General features: G+C 69.6%; 20 protein-coding genes. 7 read left to right on the forward strand and 13 right to left on the reverse strand.

Features of this window, described 5'->3' with window-relative positions; all coding sequences use genetic code 11:
- Nucleotides 1-75: 75 nt before the first annotated feature.
- The 4 genes from AB0O24_RS14825 to AB0O24_RS14840 all read right to left on the reverse strand — a co-directional run bounded on the left by AB0O24_RS14825 (nucleotide 76) and on the right by AB0O24_RS14840 (nucleotide 2,883).
- Nucleotides 76-1,092, reverse strand: a complete 1,017-nt coding sequence (locus AB0O24_RS14825; RefSeq protein WP_363375909.1) for an LLM class flavin-dependent oxidoreductase — start codon at nucleotides 1,090-1,092, stop codon at nucleotides 76-78.
- A 193-nt stretch (nucleotides 1,093-1,285) separates the two neighbouring features.
- The gene (locus tag AB0O24_RS14830; protein ID WP_363375912.1) at nucleotides 1,286-1,636 is read right to left on the reverse strand and encodes a hypothetical protein; all 351 of its coding nucleotides are present in this window, start codon (nucleotides 1,634-1,636) and stop codon (nucleotides 1,286-1,288) included.
- Between the two features lie 2 nt (nucleotides 1,637-1,638).
- A complete protein-coding gene (locus tag AB0O24_RS14835; protein WP_363375915.1) occupies nucleotides 1,639-2,100 on the reverse strand; it encodes a prevent-host-death protein in 462 nt (153 codons plus the stop codon).
- 66 nt (nucleotides 2,101-2,166) lie between these two features.
- Nucleotides 2,167-2,883, reverse strand: a complete 717-nt coding sequence (locus AB0O24_RS14840; RefSeq protein WP_363375917.1) for a GNAT family N-acetyltransferase — start codon at nucleotides 2,881-2,883, stop codon at nucleotides 2,167-2,169.
- A 175-nt stretch (nucleotides 2,884-3,058) separates the two neighbouring features.
- Between AB0O24_RS14840 and AB0O24_RS14845 the strand changes: the two genes are divergently transcribed.
- Nucleotides 3,059-3,598 carry a GNAT family N-acetyltransferase gene (locus AB0O24_RS14845; protein ID WP_363375920.1) on the forward strand — a complete coding sequence of 180 codons (540 nt, stop codon included), beginning with the start codon at nucleotides 3,059-3,061 and terminating at the stop codon, nucleotides 3,596-3,598.
- A gap of 163 nt (nucleotides 3,599-3,761) precedes the next feature.
- Here AB0O24_RS14845 and AB0O24_RS14850 read toward each other — a convergent pair whose 3' ends face one another.
- Nucleotides 3,762-4,697 (reverse strand): aromatic alcohol reductase, encoded by a 936-nt coding sequence (locus AB0O24_RS14850; RefSeq protein WP_307383334.1) that lies wholly within the window; start codon nucleotides 4,695-4,697, stop codon nucleotides 3,762-3,764.
- Nucleotides 4,698-4,807: 110 nt separating this feature from the next.
- Between AB0O24_RS14850 and AB0O24_RS14855 the strand changes: the two genes are divergently transcribed.
- A complete protein-coding gene (locus AB0O24_RS14855; RefSeq protein WP_275798717.1) occupies nucleotides 4,808-5,182 on the forward strand; it encodes a MerR family transcriptional regulator in 375 nt (124 codons plus the stop codon).
- A gap of 99 nt (nucleotides 5,183-5,281) precedes the next feature.
- Here the strand turns inward: AB0O24_RS14855 and AB0O24_RS14860 are convergent, their stop codons facing one another.
- From AB0O24_RS14860 to AB0O24_RS14870, 3 genes are read right to left on the reverse strand one after another with little or no spacing between them, the layout of a single operon-like run.
- Nucleotides 5,282-6,019, reverse strand: a complete 738-nt coding sequence (locus AB0O24_RS14860; protein WP_307383330.1) for a cupin domain-containing protein — start codon at nucleotides 6,017-6,019, stop codon at nucleotides 5,282-5,284.
- A gap of 3 nt (nucleotides 6,020-6,022) precedes the next feature.
- A complete protein-coding gene (locus tag AB0O24_RS14865) occupies nucleotides 6,023-7,435 on the reverse strand; it encodes an NAD-dependent succinate-semialdehyde dehydrogenase (RefSeq protein WP_275798714.1) in 1,413 nt (470 codons plus the stop codon).
- A gap of 27 nt (nucleotides 7,436-7,462) precedes the next feature.
- Entirely contained in the window at nucleotides 7,463-8,896 is a 1,434-nt protein-coding gene (locus AB0O24_RS14870; RefSeq protein ID WP_275798713.1) for an SLC13 family permease, read from the reverse strand.
- A gap of 92 nt (nucleotides 8,897-8,988) precedes the next feature.
- Here AB0O24_RS14870 and AB0O24_RS14875 point away from each other — a divergent pair, with 92 nt between their 5' ends.
- A complete protein-coding gene (locus AB0O24_RS14875; RefSeq protein WP_363375927.1) occupies nucleotides 8,989-9,690 on the forward strand; it encodes a GntR family transcriptional regulator in 702 nt (233 codons plus the stop codon).
- Here the strand turns inward: AB0O24_RS14875 and AB0O24_RS14880 are convergent.
- The gene (locus AB0O24_RS14880; RefSeq protein WP_275798709.1) at nucleotides 9,687-9,995 is read right to left on the reverse strand and encodes a putative quinol monooxygenase; all 309 of its coding nucleotides are present in this window, start codon (nucleotides 9,993-9,995) and stop codon (nucleotides 9,687-9,689) included. The two genes, AB0O24_RS14875 and AB0O24_RS14880, sit on opposite strands and share 4 nt — an antisense overlap.
- A 73-nt stretch (nucleotides 9,996-10,068) precedes the next feature.
- Here AB0O24_RS14880 and AB0O24_RS14885 point away from each other — a divergent pair, with 73 nt between their 5' ends.
- The 3 genes from AB0O24_RS14885 to AB0O24_RS14895 all read left to right on the forward strand — a co-directional run bounded on the left by AB0O24_RS14885 (nucleotide 10,069) and on the right by AB0O24_RS14895 (nucleotide 13,050).
- Complete coding sequence (locus tag AB0O24_RS14885; protein WP_363375929.1) at nucleotides 10,069-11,187, forward strand: Ldh family oxidoreductase; 1,119 nt, start codon at nucleotides 10,069-10,071, stop codon at nucleotides 11,185-11,187.
- Between the two features lie 293 nt (nucleotides 11,188-11,480).
- A complete protein-coding gene (locus AB0O24_RS14890; protein WP_363375932.1) occupies nucleotides 11,481-12,233 on the forward strand; it encodes a histidine phosphatase family protein in 753 nt (250 codons plus the stop codon).
- On the forward strand, nucleotides 12,217-13,050 hold the full coding sequence (locus tag AB0O24_RS14895) for an ADP/ATP-dependent (S)-NAD(P)H-hydrate dehydratase (protein WP_363375934.1): 834 nt from the start codon (nucleotides 12,217-12,219) through the stop codon (nucleotides 13,048-13,050). The genes AB0O24_RS14890 and AB0O24_RS14895 overlap by 17 nt, the downstream gene beginning before the upstream one ends.
- Before the next feature lie 68 nt (nucleotides 13,051-13,118).
- Here the strand turns inward: AB0O24_RS14895 and AB0O24_RS14900 are convergent, their stop codons facing one another.
- From AB0O24_RS14900 to AB0O24_RS14915, 4 genes are all read right to left on the reverse strand, one after another.
- Nucleotides 13,119-13,637 (reverse strand): GNAT family N-acetyltransferase, encoded by a 519-nt coding sequence (locus tag AB0O24_RS14900; protein WP_307383314.1) that lies wholly within the window; start codon nucleotides 13,635-13,637, stop codon nucleotides 13,119-13,121.
- A gap of 615 nt (nucleotides 13,638-14,252) precedes the next feature.
- Nucleotides 14,253-15,530 (reverse strand): M20/M25/M40 family metallo-hydrolase, encoded by a 1,278-nt coding sequence (locus AB0O24_RS14905; protein WP_363375937.1) that lies wholly within the window; start codon nucleotides 15,528-15,530, stop codon nucleotides 14,253-14,255.
- Nucleotides 15,531-15,533: 3 nt separating this feature from the next.
- Nucleotides 15,534-15,884 carry a carboxymuconolactone decarboxylase family protein gene (locus AB0O24_RS14910; RefSeq protein ID WP_144830428.1) on the reverse strand — a complete coding sequence of 117 codons (351 nt, stop codon included), beginning with the start codon at nucleotides 15,882-15,884 and terminating at the stop codon, nucleotides 15,534-15,536.
- Between the two features lie 247 nt (nucleotides 15,885-16,131).
- A complete protein-coding gene (locus AB0O24_RS14915) occupies nucleotides 16,132-16,839 on the reverse strand; it encodes an SDR family oxidoreductase (protein WP_363375940.1) in 708 nt (235 codons plus the stop codon).
- Between the two features lie 140 nt (nucleotides 16,840-16,979).
- Between AB0O24_RS14915 and AB0O24_RS14920 the strand changes: the two genes are divergently transcribed.
- Nucleotides 16,980-17,315: a hypothetical protein gene (locus AB0O24_RS14920; protein WP_363375942.1), complete on the forward strand. Its 336-nt coding sequence runs from the start codon at nucleotides 16,980-16,982 to the stop codon at nucleotides 17,313-17,315.
- Nucleotides 17,316-17,378 lie beyond the last annotated feature (63 nt).

Genomic DNA, 17,378 nt, shown 5'->3' on the forward strand with positions numbered 1-17,378 from the left:
GAGTGTCCAAGACACGCCGTAAAGCGGGAGGCCGTTACGGCGTGTCTTGGACACTCAACTTCGCCCGCGCTCGCGTCAGTCGGGCGCCCAGCCGAGGAGGGGGCCCAGTCGGCCCGCGATGTCCTCAAGGATCTGCGCGTAGTCGTCGGGGGCGAACGAGAACGGCAGGGCGAAGGCGGCCTCGTCAACCTCGGGGAACGCCCGCGACGAGAGCAACCGCTCGGCGATCTGCTCCGACGTGCCGACGAGATCCTCGGCGAACAGCATCCGGCGCGGACCCTGAGGGATGCCGACGCGCCCGCGTCGCGCTTCGGCATAGGCCTCGTAGCGTCGACGCTGATCGGGCGTGGCCGAGTCGGTCGGCACGACCACCAGACCCTGCGAGACCCGGGCGGTCTCGCCGGCGGGGTGCGTGTCGCGGTAGAGGCGGATCTGCGCGTACTGCTCGGCGTCGAAGTCGGTCGATGTCGTCGACTGGATCACACTGCTGGTCAGGAGGTGGAAGTCGTTCTCGGCTGCCCACGTCGTCGAGGTGGGGCTTCCGGCGCCGTACCAGAGCCGGTCGCTCAGGCCGGGGGAGTGCGGTTCGATCCGCTCGGAATACTCCTCGATGCCCTCGGTGCCGGCGCGGGCACTGACGGGCTCCCCCGCGAGGAAGCGGCGCAGTCGCGCGAGGCGCTCGTATCCGAACTCCTCGTGCTCGACGGTGTCGGGGTACAGAGCCGCCGCGACGTCGTCGAGGCGCGGCGGAGGGCCGACGGAGAACCCCGGTTCGAGGCGCCCGCCCGCCAGCACATCGACGGTCGCGAGGTCTTCGGCCAAGCGGAGCGGGTTCTCCCACCCCAGGGGGATCACCGCGGTGCCCAGCCGGATCCGGCTCGTGCGCTGCGAGGCAGCGGCGAGCACCGCGACCGGGGAAGAGATGCCGTACTGCAGGTGCCGGTCGCGCAGCCACGCGCTGTCGAAGCCGAGGCTCTCGCCGCGCTCGATGATCGACAGGGTGGTCTCGTGCCCCGCCCGCGGGTTCTCGCGGTCGAAGAGACCGATGGTGAGGAAGCCGAGGGAGCGGAGTGCACGGGCCACGTCGGTCACGCTAGCCGCGGCGTCGGCGGCACGGTCGGCGCGCTGTCACGGACGGTCACGCGCGGTCACGCATGAGCGGGCACGCCGTTGAGTGTCCACAACACCCGGACGCGTCAGGAAACTTGTCCGGGTTTCTTGGACACTCAGGGTTGTCCTTCCGCCCGCGCCGTTCTGGGCTCGTGACCGGGGGGGCGGAGAGGCTCTACTTCGTTTCGTTGGGGTGGCTCGTGTGGACGTGCTCGAGCCACACCGTGCGGCCTTCGACGAAGAACCAGACGCGCGCGCCACCCTCGAGCGTCGGCTTGTGCTGCCATCGCTCGTGGGTCACACCCGCACGTGTGATGGTTCCCAGTTCGCCTTTCAGCCGGTAGTTCGTCGGTGTCGTCTTCAGCGGGGCTCGCGTGAGGAAATCCCAGCAGTCGGCCATGGCGTTGCGAACCGTCGCGACGAGGTCTTGCCAGCCGCGCCGGGCATCCGCCGTCGCGAATCGAACCTCGTACTCGATCTTCTTCGGAGGGCGCGGAACGACCTCGCCGCGCTTCGAAGCCGCCATGCTCAGGGACGCTCGACGGTCTCGCCGTCGTCACCGAGCCAGTCGACCGTGGTCGTGGCGAGCCCGGCGGCGACGGCGACCGCGGTCTCTTTCCACGAGGTGAGTTCCGCGAGCGCGAGGTGAGGCTGATCGGTCGCAAACGATGCGCGCGCGGCATCGACGAGGTCTTGTGCGCATTGCGTCCGATCGGCGCTCGAGAGCGCCAGCATCCACGGAAATGTCCTCGCCATGCGCTCGTCCAATGGCCCATCGTCGTCGAGGGTCACCGTGATGAGCTGCGCCGCGAAGTTCAAGAGCTGTGCCCGGGCGTTCGCCTCGCGCTCGGACATGAGAACGAGCGTCTGCCCATCGCGTCGCGTGACGGTGATGGGGTGATCTTCGGCTTCGGCGAAGACTTCGGCCGAGTGCTTGCTGAGATCGGATGACCGCCGCGAATGAGCGGGGAGGAATGTCGCGGTACCCATGCCCCTCATTGTATTCCGAATGCATTCGGAAGTCGAGGCGCAGGCGGGAGCCCGGCTCGCTCGCGCTCAGGCCGGCGTGCGCACCGACGCGAACCTGTTTCGCCGACGCAGGGCGAAGCCGAGCTTCTCGTACGCCGCGATCGCGTTCACGTTCGCTGCCGCCGCGTGCAGCAGCGCCCGGTCTCCGCGCTGCTGGATGTGGAAGGCGACGTCGAGCACCAGGCGCGAGGCGAGGCCCTGGCGCCGGTGATCGGCATCCACCGCGACAGCGCTGATCTCGGTCCATCCCGTCGGGTGCAGGCGCTCGCCCGCCATGGCGACGAGCCGACCCTCACGACGGATGCCGATGTACCGGCCGAGCTCGTAGGTTCGGGGCCGGAACGGGCCGGGCTGATTGCGGTCGACGATCGCGATCATGTCGGCGGCGTCGTCCGCGCCCAGCTCGATCGCCTCGTCGTCGGGGCGGGTCTTCAGCGCGTGGGTCTCGACGAGCTGGACGCCTTCGCCGCCGCCGAGGTACTCCCACCCGTCGGGAAAGCCGCCCTCGTAACCCGAGAGCCCCACATCGGCGCCGGGGCCGACGAGGTCGCGCAGCGCGTCCCAGACGCCGGGCTCCTCCCACGAGCGCACCGCGACGAAGGGCGCGACGTCGGCGGGATACCGGCGCACGAGGTCGCCGCCGATCGCGAACGAGGAGTGCGGGCCCGCGAGCGAGTGCCAGGCGGCGTTGTCGAGGACGGTGGCGTCGGCGTGCGGGATGTCGAGGGCGGGAGCGGTGGTCACCGAGACACTCTGCGCCGGTCATGGCCGTCGCGCAAACCGTGGGCCTGTCTGAGCGGGTCGTCATGACGGGGCGTGACGCCGCGCGACGCCGTGTGTCATGCGCGGGCGCCGCGGCGGCGAGGTCGGCGCATGCTGGAGGGGTGGCATCCGGTCCGCCCATCACCCGAGGAGAACGATGACCCGAGTCGACACCTCGACCCAGGTCGACGCACGACCGATCGCGTGGACGATCGAGCGCGTCGACTGGGACGACGAGCGGGCGGTGGCGCTGCGCGCGGCGATGGACGACGAGATCGGCCCGCGGTACGCCGAGGTGTTCGCGGCGTTCGATGACGAGACCGCCGCGCTGCTCGCGCAGGACTTCGCGGTCGACCCGGCCACGATCGTCGACGTGATCCTCGTGCTCGACCCCTCGGGGGGCCCGATGGGCCACGCCGCTCTTCGCGCCCTCGACGACGACCTCGAGGTCAAGCGCGTGTTCGTCGATCGCCGCGCGCGCGGGCGCGGGGCGAGCCGCGCGCTCATGGCCGAGCTGGAGCGCCTCGCCCGGGCGCGCGGGGCCGAGCGCCTCATCCTGCAGACCGGTGATCGGCAGCCCGAGGCGATCGCGCTGTACGAGCGGATCGGCTACCGCGCGATCCCGGTGTTCCTGCCGTACGTGCGGTTCGCGGGGTCGCGGTGCTTCGCGAAGGCGCTGAGCACCGCCACGCGGTGAGCCCCGGGCCGCGGCCGGAACGGCGTTCGCACCCGCGCTCCTCGCGCCTCCTGCTCGCGCTCACTGCTCGCGCTCACTGCTCGCGGCGAGGAGTTCGCCGGTGGCGGTGGCGTGGGCTTCCTCAGCCAGAGCGGTCGGCGTTCACTCCACCGGGAGGGCGGGTTCACGCGGCGAGGTGAGTGCGGATCCATTCGTCGAGGGTCGTCGTCGAGATGCCGTGGCGCTCGTTGTAGGTGTCTGCCTTGTTCCACGCGACACCGCGGCCCTGAGCGAAGGCGGCGCGGTACTTTCGGGTCATGTTGTCGGGGTCGGCAGCCAACTCGGCCATGAGGGTCGGCTCGGACCATACGCGCAATTCGAAGGGCCGACCCAGGACCGTCTCGAGGGTGGTGGCCAGCTGGCCGTACGAGATCGTGTCCCCCGCGACATAGAGGATTTCGTTGCGGATGCGCGGCGCAGCGAACACGATGTCCGCTGTGAGGGCGCCGATGTCTTCCGGGGTGGTGACCGTGACGGTGGTGTCCGCGGCTCCGAGCGCGTTGACGGTGTCGTGAGCGAGGTCGACCATGCCGGAGTCGGCGTCGAAGAGGTAGTTCATGAACATGCCGGTGGAGATGATCACCCACTCGGTGTCGTGCTGTGATCGGAGAAGGTCGCGAACGTCGAGTTGGGCGTCGAAGATGTCTTGCGGGCTGCCACGACCGATCACGTCGAAGTCGACGCCGAACTGCCACGGGAAGTACCGGGGCAACTCCGCGCCCAGCGCGGCGCGCGCCACCTTCATCGGCGTGTCGAGACCGGCGGTGATGCCGGTGCAGCCGATCACGGTGTCGTAGTCCCGAAAGATCCGGGCGAGGTCGTCGACAGTGTTCGTCACCAGATCGCCGTGGACGATGCCGATTCCGAGCTGCCGGATCTCCGCCAGATCGCGCTGTTTCGCGGGTGCGGGCGATTCTGTGGTGGTGCTTCGCAGGAGCACGTCGATCGAGGAGCCCTCGACCGCGGCGGCACGTCGGGCGACGTTGCGAAGAACGGGCATCCCGAGCTCTCCCGCTCCGATCACGAGGATTCTCCGTGACTGTCCATCCCAGCTGCGCATGGGTTCTGTTCCTCTCATCGGTCCCGGCGGTCGGGACCCTTCACTCGCAGAAAGGCTAAACTTTGACATCACTGTCAAGGTCAAATCAAGGCGCGTCGGGGTGGTGCGGCATGAAGATCAGCGAGGCGGCAGAAGCGGTCGGAGCGCCGGCGCGCATGCTGCGCTACTACGAACAGCAGGGCCTCATCGCCGCGTCGCGCGCGGCGAACGGGTACCGGGACTACTCGGATGAGCAGGTCGAGCATGCCCGCCATGTCCGCGCTCTCGTCGAGGCGGGCCTTTCCACCCGGATGATCAAGATCGTCTTGAACATCGAAACCGCCGGACCGGCGAAGCGTGCCGAAGCGGCGGAACTCGCGCGAGAGCTCCGCGTCGTGGAGAACCGGATCGTGTGCCTCGAGAGAAGTCGAGATGCGGTGATCTCGTACCTCACAGGTGCGGGCTATTCGGACCTCCTCGCCAACGCGCGTCGCTCATCCGCGTGAGAGATCGACCCGAAGAAGCCTCAGCTTTGCAGCGCTCTCGGGTACTTCGCGCGATCCGGCCGAGCGGTTGCCTGCGCGACGTGCCCGCGATCAACAGCGTCAGAACGCAGTGAGAGTGTTACGCAGGTGTTCCACCTGCGGCGTCGCGCCCAGGTGAGGGCCGATGAGTTCTCGCCAGCGAGAGAACGCCGCAGAGGCGCGGAAGCTCTCGTGATCGTCGATGCTTTCCCAACCGACGAAGAGTCGGTAGGTCTGCGGGCTCTCCTCCGAGGACTCCAGCCGGAGCGTCCGTGCCCCGCGCGCCCGCTGGAACAGCGGGGCGGCCTTCGCCACGGCGGCCTCGAAGTCTTTCTTGTGACCGGGCAGGACGTCGATGGTCGCCATCTCGGTCACCATCCGTACCGAGCCGGCAGCGGTGTCGGCGGATTCGGCATCCACTCGTCCGTGTTCCCCGGACGCGGTGAGGGTGCGGGTGGCATCGAGCGATCCGTACGTCCAGAAGATCCTCATCTCCTCCGTGTCGGAGGCGTTCTCGAAGTGGTGGGCGACGTTGGCGGGCACGAACGTGGTGTCGAACGTGTTCAGCGCGGTTCGCTCTCCGTCGATGTCGACGACGGCGCGGCCGGCGATGACCATGACCGACTCGGCGACATTGTGCGTGTGGTGGCCGATCGCGGCACCGGGCTCGAAGATCGTGACGCCGTTGAGGTAGGTCGTCGCGCCCCGAGCAGCGGTGACGAGAGGGATCGTTCGGGCGCCGCCGCCGCGGTTCTTGGAAGGGAGCTGCTCGGGGCGGAAGACGTGCGCGGGCTGGGAGGTGATGCTCTCGATGCTCATGAGTTACTCGCCGATCTTCTCGCCGGTGGTGGGGGCGGGGGGTTTCGCGGGCCCGATCCACATGGTCTTGACGTTGACGAACTCCCGCAGCCCGTGGACGCCGAGCTCGCGGCCGTAGCCGGACGCTTTGATGCCGCCGAAGGGCAGGCGCGCATCGGAGGCGACCATACCGTTGACGAACACCGCTCCCGCGTCGATCTCTCGCACCAGGCGCCGGGCGAGGGCGAGGTCACGGGTCCACAGGGCGGCACCGAGACCGTACTCGGTGTCGTTGGCCAGTTCGATCGCGTGCGCGGTGTCGCGTGCGCGGATGATGGCCGCAACGGGCCCGAACGTCTCTTCCTCGAACGCGGTGTCGCCCGGGCGAACGTGGTCGATGACCGTGGGCGGGTAGTAGAACCCGGGACCGTCGAGCGGAGCACCGCCGAGCTTGAGCACGGTGTTCTCGTTCTCCAGTGTCCGCAGCACCTGCTGGTGCAGGTCGTCGCGCAGGTTCGCCCGCGCCATCGGCCCGATGTTCGTGTCGTCCTCCATCGGGTCGCCGACCTTCAACGCCGACGCGTGCTCGACGAAGGCCGCGACGAACTCGTCGGCCACCGCCTCCTCGACGATGAAGCGCTTGGCGTTGACGCAGCTCTGGCCGACGTTGGTGAAGCGCGCCTTCACCGCCACTTTCGCCGCCTCGGCGATGTCGGCGTCCGCGAGCACGATGAAGGGGTCCGACCCGCCGAGCTCGAGCACCTGCTTCTTCAACGCGGTGCCTGCCTGCGACGCCACGATCCGGCCCACCTGCGTCGAGCCCGTCAGGGTGACCGCGGCAATGCGGTCATCGTCGATCAGCGCCTTCACGTCGCCGGCATCGATGAGCACGGTCGTGCACAGGCCCTCGGGGGCGCCGGCCTTGCGAACGATCTCCTCGACCGCGAGCGCCGCCTCGGGCACGTTGTTGGCGTGCTTGAGGAACGGCGCGTTCCCGGCCGCCAGCGCGGGGGCGGCGAAGCGGAAGAACTGCCAGAACGGGTAGTTCCACGGCATGATCGCCAACACCACCCCCAGCGGGTCGAACACCACCGCGCTCTCGCTCGCGTTCGAGTCCACCCTCTCGTTGGCGAGGAATTTCGGCGCGTGAGCGGCGTAGTAGTCCAGCGTGACCGCGCACTTCTCGATCTCTGCCCGCGACTCGGCGATGGGCTTGCCCATCTCGCGCGTGATGATCTGCGCGTACTCCTCGCTGCCCTCGCGCAACACCTCCGCGATGCGGCTCAACAGCGCCGTGCGCTCCTCGACGGGGGTGCGCCGCCATGCGCGCTGAGCGGCAGCGGCCGCGGCCAGCTTCTTCTCGACCTCGTCGGGGGTGTGCAGATCGAAGGATGCGACGACCTCTTCGGTCGCGGGATTCACCGAGGTGATGGCCATGGTGGTGCCTTTCTGTGATGCGGGGATTCAGAAGAGGGGGTAGGCGATGAAGCCGCCGACGGCGAGCATGACCAGCGCGACGATCGTGCCGCGCCAGATCACCTTCTTAAAGTGCTCTCCGAGGTTGACGTTCGCGAGACCGATGAGCAGCAGGAACGACGCCACGAGAGGGCTCGACTGATGCAGGGCCTGACCGACGAGCGAGGCACGCGCCATCTCGACCGGTTCGATACCGAAGTGCCCTGCGGTCTCGGCGAGGATCGGCAGGACCCCGAAGTAGAACGCGTCGTTGGTCATGATGAAGGTCAACGGAATGCTCAGGATGCCGGCGATCACCGCCATGAACGGTCCGAGCACGGGCGGGATGACGCTGACCAGCCAGGCGGCCATCGCCTCGACCATTCCGGTGCCGCTCATGACACCGGTGAGCACGGAGGCAGCGAACACCATGCCGACGACGGAGACGATCGACGAGGCGTGCGCTTTGATCTGCGCGGACTGTTCCTGAACTCGCGGGAAATTGACGACCAGTGCAAGGGCGGCGGCGACGAGGAAGATGACGACCGGCTCGGTGATGTCCATGACGAGGGTGGTCATGACGGCGAGTGTGAGCACCAGGTTGAACCAGATGAGCTTCGGGCGGGCGTTCGGCCGGTCGAGGATGTTCTTGCCCTCGTCGTCGACGGGAACGGCGAAGTTGTTGGTGACGACCACCGAGGAGTTCCACGTCGGAGCGGCGTCCTCCTGAGCGCTGCGGTCTCGGAACCGACGCGAGGAACCGGCCCGGATCTCTTCGCCGACGGCATCCGCTCGTCGGAGGAAGCCCGGGGACTCGGTCAGTTCGAGACGGCCGAGGCGCTTCGTTTCGGAGCGGCCCATCAGGTAGGCCAGGACCAGGACAGCCCCGATACCCGCCGCGATCGAGGGGATCATCGGCACGAAGATGTCGATGGGCGACACGTTCAGCGCAGCGGCCGCCCGTGCGGTCGAGCCGCCCCACGGCACGGTGTTGAGCACACCGTTCGACATCGCGGCCACCACGGTGAGGATCACCGGGCTCATGCCGAGACGCAGGTAGATCGGCAGGAATGCCGAGGTGACGATGATGAATGTCGTCGATCCGTCGCCGTCGAGCGACACGATCGACGTCAGAAGCGCGGTGCCCACCACCAGCCGCGTGGGGTGGTTGCCGACGAAGCGCAGGATGAGCCGGATCAACGGGTCGAACAGCCCGACGTCGATCATCGTGCCGAAGAACATGATCGCGAAGAACAGCAACCCGGCGGTCGGCGCCAGCTTGAGGAACGACTCGATGATCATGTCGCTCAGGCCGAGACCCGCGCCGGTGAACAGCCCGAAGATGATCGGCACGAGGATCAGCGTGGCTATGGGCGTGGCGCGCTTGGTCATGACCAGTGTCATGAACACCGCGATCATCGCGAAGCCGAGTACTACGAGCATCGTCGCTCCTTCGAGTGTGTGGGAGGTGGCGGCGGTGCCACTCCTAAGAGTTATACACGTGGGTATACCTGTTGGACAACTATGCTGGTCGTATGGTCGAAGAAATGGGCGCCTGGCGGGGAAAAGCCGACAGGGTGTACGCGCAGCTTCGCCACGACATCGAGACGGGCGTGTTCGCGCCGGGCCAGGCCCTGTCGGAGATCGAGCTCTCGACGCACACCGGCGCCTCGCGCACGCCGGTACGCGAGGCCATCCGCCGCCTCGCGGCCGAGGGGCTCGTGGATCTCGAGCCGCGGCGCGCCCCCACCGTGTCTCGGATCTCGCTGCGCGGCGCACGCGCGCTCTTCGACTTCCGTCGGCTCATCGAGCCCGAGGCCGTGCGGGCGGTGGCGCAGAAGGCCGAGACGAACCCCGCCTTGCGGGACGATCTGCTCGCCCTCCTCGACGCCTTCCACACGATGCGCGGGGTCCCTTACGACGAGACGTTCGCGGAGCAGTTCCGTCGAGCGACGGCGGAGTTCGACCGCATCGTCGCCCTTCACACGCCCAACAGCTACCTCGCCCGCGCCATCGCGGATCTGCGTCCGCACAGCGCCCGGCTGCGCTACATCGCGCACGGCGACCGGTCCCGCCTGCAGGAGTCGGTGAACGAGCACATCGCCATGTGCACCGCCATCATCGACGGCAACCCCGACGCAGCTGCCGCGGCGATGACGACGCACCTGCATCACGTGGACCAGGCGATCTTCCGGCAGCTCCTGGGGGGCGAAGCCGGAGAGATCCTGGTCTCCTAAGCGCGCTCGGCGAACAGGCGCCGGCCTTCGGTGATGGTCTGCGAGCCCGGCACCACCGTCTCGGCGACGGCCGTTTTCCACGCGCCGTAGTGCGCCGCGCTCCGGTGTTCGACGACGAACGCCTCCCGATCGCGGTAGATCTCGTAGAACGCGAAGCGCTGGCGCTCGGGGTCGAGTTCGATCACATCGAACGAGAAGCACCCGGGCTCATCACGTACGGTCGCCTCCGCATTCGCCGCGATCGCGCGACGGAACTCCTCCACCTTTCCCGGAAGCACTTCCAGTTCGACCCAGACGGCGTGCATAGCTCCTCCTTGGAGATGATGATCGCCTCGTAGTGTATACCTGTAGGTGTACACCGCTTCCGAAAGGCAGATCATGGTTGCTCAGCCTGCGCACCCCGATACCCTCACCGCGACGCCTGATTCCACGGCCTCCACCGCCGCGGCATCCGGGTCGACGCGCGTCGACCCGACGGCGCTGCGCGCGTTCGCGCGCGACGTCTTCGAGAGCGTCGACGTCCCCCGCGCCGACGCGGAGCTCGTGGCCGACTCCCTCGTCGCCGCCGACGAGTGGGGTCACCAGTCGCACGGCGTCCTGCGGCTGCCGTGGTACCTCGAGCGACTCCGCACCGGCGCCATGCGCCCGGTCGCCGAACCCACGACCGTCGTCGACACCGGTCCGATGCTCATCCTCGATGGCCACGACGGCATGGGTCAGGTGCTCACCGAACGCGCCCGCATCGAAGCCGTGCGTCGCGCGAAGCAGCACGGCGTCGGGCTCGTGGGCGTGCGCAACTCCAACCACTTCGGCACGGCGATGTACTTCACCCGCCGCGCCGCGCACGACGGCTGCGCCGCCATCCTCACCACGAACGCCTCGCCCGCCATGGCCCCGTGGGGCGGGCGCGAGAAGCGACTCGGCACGAACCCCTGGTCGATCGCCGCCCCCTACGGCGACAAGGTCGTGGCGGTCGATATCGCGAACACCGCCGTCGCGCGCGGCAAGATCTACCTCGCGCGCCAGAAAGGCGAGCCCATTCCCGACACCTGGGCGCTCACCCCCGAGGGCGCACGCACGACGGATGCCGCTGAAGCGGTGCACGGGGTGATCCTGCCCATGGCCGGGCACAAGGGGTACGCGATCACCTTCATGATGGACGTGCTCTCGGGCGCCCTGACCGGCAGCGCCGTCGGGACCGGCGTGCACGGCCCGTACGAACCGAACGCGCGCAGCGGTGCCGGACACATGTTCATCGCCATCGACGTGGAGACCGCCGCGGATGTGGAGCACTACCGCGCCAGTGTCGCCGCGCTTGTCGACGAGGCGAAGTCGGTGCCGCTGGCGCAGGGCCATTCCGAGGTGTTCTACCCCGGCGAGCTCGAAGATCGCTCCGCCGAGGCCGTCGCGGACGCAGGAGGACTTATCCTGCCCGAACAGACCGTGCAGGACCTCCGCCGTGTGGGGGCGGAACAGAACATCTCGCCATTCGTGTGATCTGGGCCCCAGGACTTTCCTCCCACGTGCTGTTGCAGTCCGCCCTCGAATGTCGGGGCGGAGAGGACGAGGGAGACCTGGTTCTTCGAGAGCGCGGTAGACGAGCAGGACGCCGGTCACGTCTTGCCGTTCTCCCGCGCCTCGCGCGCACGGAACGCACGCCGACCTGCTGCGCGACAGCGAGCTGTACCGGTGCTTCGTGTCGGCGCTCGACGTCCTGGGAACGTCGGAGGAGACCTCGTGCCGTGTCAACGCCCCTGCGCGGGACGGCTTCGTCGACCTAGCGTGACGCCATGACCGTCACCCGACTCCTGCTGGTCCGCCACGGCGAGAGCGAGGGCAACGTCGCCGCCTCGAGAGCGGAGCGCGAAGGCTCGCCCACGATCGACCTCGACGTCCGCGACGCCGACGTCGCCCTCTCGCCGACGGGGGAGGAGCAGGCGCGGGCGCTGCGCGCGTGGTGGGAGTCCGCGGGTCGCATCGATGAGTACTGGGTCTCGCCGTACCTCCGCGCGCGGCAGACCCTCGCGCTCGCCGTCGACGACACGGCGCTCTCGACCCGCACGCGCGTCGACGACCGGCTACGCGACCGGGAGCTCGGCATCCTGGATCTGTTGACGTCACGCGGGGTGCGGGAGTTCCACCCCGAAGAGGCGGCGCGGCGGCGCCATCTCGGCAAGTACTACCACCGCCCACCCGGGGGCGAGTCGTGGGCCGATGTCGCTCTGCGGCTGCGGTCGTTCCTCGGCGAGAACCTCGAACGCCCCGCCGACACCGTGATGGTCGTCGTGCACGACGCCGTCGTGATGCTGATCCTCGCGGTGCTGCTGCCTCTCGACGAGACCGAGCTGATCTCTTTCGCCGCCGAGAACACCGTGCGCAACGCCTCGGTGACCGAGCTCGTCCGCGGTGGGCTCGTCCGCGGTGGGCTCTTGCGTGGTGAGAAGGGGTGGCAGCTCACGACCTTCTCGTCGGTCGAGCACCTCGCTGTCGAGGGCGCCGACATCACCGTCCACTCGGGAGAAGACGATGGCCTCGAGCACTGAAGACGTCACGCTGTCGCTGCTGCGCGAGTGGGGCCTCCCCGAACCCGGCGGGTCGAAGAAGTCGCGCGGCCAGGTCGTCGTTGTGGGCGGCTCGACCCGGTCACCGGGCGGTGTCCTGCTGTCGGCCGAGGCGACGCTGCGCGTGGGCGCGGGCCGCGTCGGTCTCGCCGTCCCCGTCGACATCGCGCCGCCGCTCGGACCGGCGATTCCGGAGGCCGGCGTCTACACGCTCCCGGCCGGATCGCAGCCGCTCGACGATCACCTGCGTTCCGCGGTCGAGTCCGCCGATGCGGTCCTCCTCGGGCCCGGTTTCGATGATCCGGATGCCACTCGCGCGGCGCTCCTCGCCGTCGCCGACGCGGATATCGACAGGCTCGTGCTGGATGCCTTCGCGCTCGGCATCCTGCCCGATGTGGACCGCGGCATCCTGCCGGACGAGCTCATTATCAACGCGAACGAAGAGGAAGCGGCGCTGCTGCTCGGGCGCGATCTGGGAGACGACCGGGTCGCCGATGTCCGCGAGATCGCCGAGCGCTTCTCGGCGGTGGTGCACTGCTTCGCGACCGTGGCCACCCCGGACGGACGGGCATGGCGGGCCGAACCCGGAGGGTCGGGCTTGGGGACGGCCGGGAGCGGCGACGTGCTGGCGGGCGCGATCGCCGGGTTCGCCGCCCTCGGCATGGAACCGGAGCGCGCGGCGGTCTGGGGTGGCTGGACGCACGCGCGGGCGGGCGACCGGCTCACCGAACGCGTCGGCATCGGGTTCCTCGCGCGCGACCTGCTGACGGAGCTGACCGCGGTCGTCCACGACAGCTGAGCTGTCGACGGTCTTCGCCTTCATCCGGACCCGAGTCACCGCCGCTCCCCCGCGACGTTCGTCGCCGCTCAGAGCTCGAACCCGAAAGCCCGCAGGTCGAGGAACCGCCCCGGCTCCACCTCGACCGGGTGCTCCCGCTCGGTCAGGCGCCGGAACCCGAGCTTGAGGTACAGCGCATGCGCGCCGATCATCTCGGGGCCGCTGTTCATGACGACCCGCCGCGCTCCCCGAGCGCGCGCGAGATCGATGACGTGGCGGGTGAGTGCCTCGCCGACCCCGCGACCGCGCGCCGAGGGGGCCACCGCCAGCTGGCGGAAGTCGAGTTCGCCGTCGCGCGCGAGGGGTGACAGCCGTTCCCCGGGTCGCGGGACCCACACCGTGCCCACGATCTCGCCCGAGGCGTTCACGGCCACCCACACCTCGCCGTGAGCCAGGCGGCCGGCGACGTCGGCGAGCGAGGCGACGTAACTCTCGGTGAGCCCGTCGTAGCTGTGGCGGTAGGCCTCGACGGTCACGCGACCGGCCTCGGCGAGCTCGTGTGACTCGACCGGGCGGATGGTCAGCGTCGATGGGGTCGCGGGGGTCATGGCATCCATTCTTCTCGAGGGGCGAGATCGACTTTCTCGGCAGCCTGTGGCGCGGCGACGGGGCGGGCGGCGGGGGCCGGCGCGGTGGTGGTCATGGCGTGCTCCTCGAGCGGCGGATCGGCGGTGAAGCCGGTGGGTGCCCGAGACGCTAAGCCGGGGTTCTGTCGCTCGCGAGGCTCCGTTTCACACGTCGCAACCGTCTGCCACGCTCCGCAAAGGTCCGCCTCGCGGGGTAACACGCTGGCGTCACGGGGTCGCTCGCGCTACCGCGCGCTCGAGGTCGCTGCACATGTCCCGTCAGAGGTCCCTGAGCTTGTCGAAGGGACCGGTGGCACCGGGGTCCGGGGGCTTCGATAGGCTCAGCCCCCTGGTGCCGGGCGTCGGAGGTCGTTGAGCGTGTCGCGTCGGAGGTCCCTGAGCTTGTCGAAGGGACCGGTGGCACCGGGGTCCGGGGGCTTCGACAGGCTCAGCCCCCTGGCGCCGGGCGCTCGAGGTCGTTGAGCGTGTCGCGTCGGAGGTCCCTGAGCTTGTCGAAGGGACCGGTGGCACCGGGGTCCGGGGGCTTCGACAGGCTCAGCCCCCTTCGCGCCGACCGTCAGCTCGACCGGACCGCCCTCACGCCTCCCGCAGTACCCGCGCCGTCACCCGTGCGCCGAAGAGCAGCGCCTCGACCGGCACCCCTTCGTCCGCCGCGTGGAACTGCCCGAACACGTCGAAGTCGGCGGGCACGCGCAGCGGCACGAAGCCGTACCCGCGGATCCCCAGCTCGGCGAGGTGCTTGTTGTCGGTGCTGGCCGGCAGCAGATACGGCACGACCGTGCCGTCAGGGTCCTCGGCGGTGATGGCATCCTGCAGCACGCCGATGATCGGGGCGTCGACCGGTGCTTCGATCGCGGGCACCGCGCGGGCCCACGTGACCTCGATGTCGGGGCCGACGAGGGCTTCGATCTCGTCGCGGAGCGTGTCGTCGTGCCCCGGCAGCATGCGGATGTCGAGGCGAGCGGATGCCGTCGAGGGGATGACGTTCGTCTTTCCCCCGGCCTCGAGCACGGTGGGTGAGACGGTGTGGTGCATTCCCGCGTCGATGAGGGATGCCGTGAACCCGAGGTCGTCGGCATCGCCACCCGCTCGCGCGTAGACGTCGAGGAAGCGGTCGAGGGTCGCCGTGCGGACCACAGGGAACCGATGCTCGCCGATCGCGACGACCGCGCGCGCGAGGCGCACCACGGCGTTGTCGGCGGTGGGGCGTGAGCCGTGCGCCGCATGCCCGCGCGCCGTCAGGGTCGCCGAGGTGACGCCCTTCTCCGCGGTCGCCACGAGGTACGCGCGACGGTCGCCGGGGAGCGGGATCGAGAACCCGCCGACCTCGCTGATCGCCTCGGTCGCCCCCGCGAAAAGCTCGGGGCGGTGGCGGACGATCCAGCGCGCACCCCACACGCCCCCGGCCTCCTCGTCGGCGAAGAACGCGAAGATGAGGTCGCGGCGCGGGATTATGCCCTCGCGCCGGAAGGCCCGGGCGATCGCGAGCAGCATGCCGGCGAAGTCCTTCATGTCCACGGCTCCGCGACCGTAGAGGATGCCGTCGTGGATCTCGGCGCCGAACGGCGGATACGTCCAGTTCTCGGCCTCGACCGGTACGACGTCGAGGTGGGCGTGGGCGACGAGGGCACCGGCATCCGGATCCGACCCGGCCAGGCGCGCGATCACGCTCGCCCGCCCCGGAACGGGCTCGACGAGGGTCGTCTCGTAGCCCGCGTCTTCGAGCTGCGCCTGGACGAAGAACGCGGCGCGCGTCTCGCCGTCGCCGATCGTCGAGGCCTCGCCGGTGTTGACGCTGTCGATGCGGATCAGGGCGCGGACGAACTCCAGCGCCTCCGCCTCCAGGGGCGACACGCGTCAGTGCTCGTGGGGACGGGCGTCCTCGCCGAGCTTGAAGGCGAGGCGGCCGTGCGCGTAGCCGCCGCCCGCGCGGATGGCGGTGGCCACCCAGGCCGCCTCTGCCAGTTCGGCCTCGGTCGCACCGGCCTTCACCGCGTTCTGCGAGTGCCCGTCGATGCAGTACACGCACTGCGTCGTGATGCCCACGGCCAGCGCGATGAGCTCGCGGTACTTCAGCGGGATCGCACGCCCCTCGGGGGCGAAGACGGCCTGATCGAACGCGGCGAACGCGGCGAGGATGTCGGGCGTCTCGGTCTTGTAGACCTTCGTGTAGGTCTTGTCGGCGGTGCGGTCGAAGTATTCGGACATGTGCTCTCCAGGTCGAAAGGGCGGGACGGATGCCAAAGCCCCACCGTAGCCACCGCCCTCCGACGCGCCTCGGCCGCCGTCACGCGCGGTCACACGCGACCGGCTCGCGCGAAAGTCCTGAGAGATCGCGCGGCCGCGGCTGACGGTGGTGCAGGAGGGGTCGACGGACTCGAAATCTCAGGAGTTTCGCTCGCACCCGCGCCGGCACCCCGTGTCCGCGCGCGCTGCCCGTGTCCGCGCCGGGTCCTCAGTGCATGACCATCCCGCCGGTGACGTTGATCGCCTGGCCGGTGAGGTAGCTCCCGGCCGGTGAGGCGAGGAAGTGCGTGACCCCGGCCACGTCCTCGGGGATTCCGAGCCGGCCCAGCGGCGACTTCGCGCTCCACGCGGCGATGTCGGCCTCCGAGCGGGTGTCGGCGCCCATCTCGGTGAGCACGTACCCGGGGCACACCGCGTTGACCGTGACGCCGTGGCATCCCCATTCCTGCGCGCCGGCGCGCGTCAGCGCGACGACCGCGGCTTTCGAGGCGGCGTAGTGACCCTCGCCCCCGCCGCCCTGCTTCGCGGCCATGCTCGCGATGTTGACGATCGCGCCGCGGCGGGCGTCGAGCATCGCCGGGGCCACGGCTTGCATGGTGACGAGGGTCGCGCGGGCGTTGATGTCGAGCACGCGATCCCAGTCGTCGACCGTGATGTCGAGGAGCGAGACGTGCTGGAAGATCCCGGCGCAGTTCACGAGGACGTCGACGCCGCCGAGCACCTCGATCGCCTCGGCGACCGCGCGCCGCGTATCGATCGGGTCGCGCAGGTCGACGGTGACGAAGACGGATGCCGACTCCTCGGCGGGGGCGCGACGGTCGAGGACCGCGACACGGGCGCCGTCGTCGAGGAAGCGTTCGACGATGGCGGCGCCGATGCCGCCTGACCCGCCGGTGACGATGACTCGCTGAGACATGGGGCTCCTCTCGTGAGGGCCGCCGTGCCCTCGGCGTCACCGTACGCGGCGACCCGACCGCGCTCGCGACGGCGCTGTTTCGGCGGCGTAACGAGCGGCGGGTCTCGCTCGCGCGACGCCGGGTGGGTCGCGTGGGCCTCATGTCCGCGCCCCCGTCGAACGCCGCCGACGTCGACGGGCGGGCCGCCGCGGTCCTCGCCATCGTCCTGTCTGTCGTGGTGATCGTGTTGGTCGTCGCGGGGTACAACGTCCTGCTCGGCCTGATCTTCTTGCTCGTGTGGATCCCGGGCCGGGTGGTGCTCTTCTATCTCGTGCCGGTCGGGCTGACGGCACTGTCCGCCGTGGCCGTCCACCAGGCAGTGCGGTCGCGGCGTGTGCTGCCGCGCATCTTCGCGGGGGCCGCGGTGGTGTTCGCGCTGACGACGTTCGTCGTACCGCAGTATGCGCAGATCGTCTTCGCCAACGCGATAGGGTGAACGGCCGTCCGTGACCGGCCCGGGCCGGCGCGCCTCCGGCCCGCGTGCCCACACCGGCACCGC

The organism is Microbacterium sp. NPDC086615, from assembly GCF_040686055.1.
Classification (GTDB): Bacteria; Actinomycetota; Actinomycetes; order Actinomycetales; family Microbacteriaceae; genus Microbacterium.

Bases quoted from the DNA above. Each gene is read 5' to 3' on its own strand.
- AB0O24_RS14830 (WP_363375912.1), bottom strand. From the start codon at position 1,636: ATGGCGGCTTCGAAGCGCGGCGAGGTCGTTCCGCGCCCTCCGAAGAAG.
- AB0O24_RS14835 (WP_363375915.1), bottom strand. From the start codon at position 2,100: ATGGGTACCGCGACATTCCTCCCCGCTCATTCGCGGCGGTCATCCGAT.
- AB0O24_RS14845 (WP_363375920.1), top strand. From the start codon at position 3,059: ATGACCCGAGTCGACACCTCGACCCAGGTCGACGCACGACCGATCGCG.
- AB0O24_RS14850 (WP_307383334.1), bottom strand. From the start codon at position 4,697: ATGCGCAGCTGGGATGGACAGTCACGGAGAATCCTCGTGATCGGAGCG.
- AB0O24_RS14855 (WP_275798717.1), top strand. From the start codon at position 4,808: ATGAAGATCAGCGAGGCGGCAGAAGCGGTCGGAGCGCCGGCGCGCATG.
- AB0O24_RS14860 (WP_307383330.1), bottom strand. From the start codon at position 6,019: ATGAGCATCGAGAGCATCACCTCCCAGCCCGCGCACGTCTTCCGCCCC.
- AB0O24_RS14865 (WP_275798714.1), bottom strand. From the start codon at position 7,435: ATGGCCATCACCTCGGTGAATCCCGCGACCGAAGAGGTCGTCGCATCC.
- AB0O24_RS14870 (WP_275798713.1), bottom strand. From the start codon at position 8,896: ATGCTCGTAGTACTCGGCTTCGCGATGATCGCGGTGTTCATGACACTG.
- AB0O24_RS14875 (WP_363375927.1), top strand. From the start codon at position 8,989: ATGGTCGAAGAAATGGGCGCCTGGCGGGGAAAAGCCGACAGGGTGTAC.
- AB0O24_RS14880 (WP_275798709.1), bottom strand. From the start codon at position 9,995: ATGCACGCCGTCTGGGTCGAACTGGAAGTGCTTCCGGGAAAGGTGGAG.
- AB0O24_RS14885 (WP_363375929.1), top strand. From the start codon at position 10,069: ATGGTTGCTCAGCCTGCGCACCCCGATACCCTCACCGCGACGCCTGAT.
- AB0O24_RS14890 (WP_363375932.1), top strand. From the start codon at position 11,481: ATGACCGTCACCCGACTCCTGCTGGTCCGCCACGGCGAGAGCGAGGGC.
- AB0O24_RS14895 (WP_363375934.1), top strand. From the start codon at position 12,217: ATGGCCTCGAGCACTGAAGACGTCACGCTGTCGCTGCTGCGCGAGTGG.
- AB0O24_RS14900 (WP_307383314.1), bottom strand. From the start codon at position 13,637: ATGACCCCCGCGACCCCATCGACGCTGACCATCCGCCCGGTCGAGTCA.
- AB0O24_RS14910 (WP_144830428.1), bottom strand. From the start codon at position 15,884: ATGTCCGAATACTTCGACCGCACCGCCGACAAGACCTACACGAAGGTC.
- AB0O24_RS14915 (WP_363375940.1), bottom strand. From the start codon at position 16,839: ATGTCTCAGCGAGTCATCGTCACCGGCGGGTCAGGCGGCATCGGCGCC.
- AB0O24_RS14920 (WP_363375942.1), top strand. From the start codon at position 16,980: ATGTCCGCGCCCCCGTCGAACGCCGCCGACGTCGACGGGCGGGCCGCC.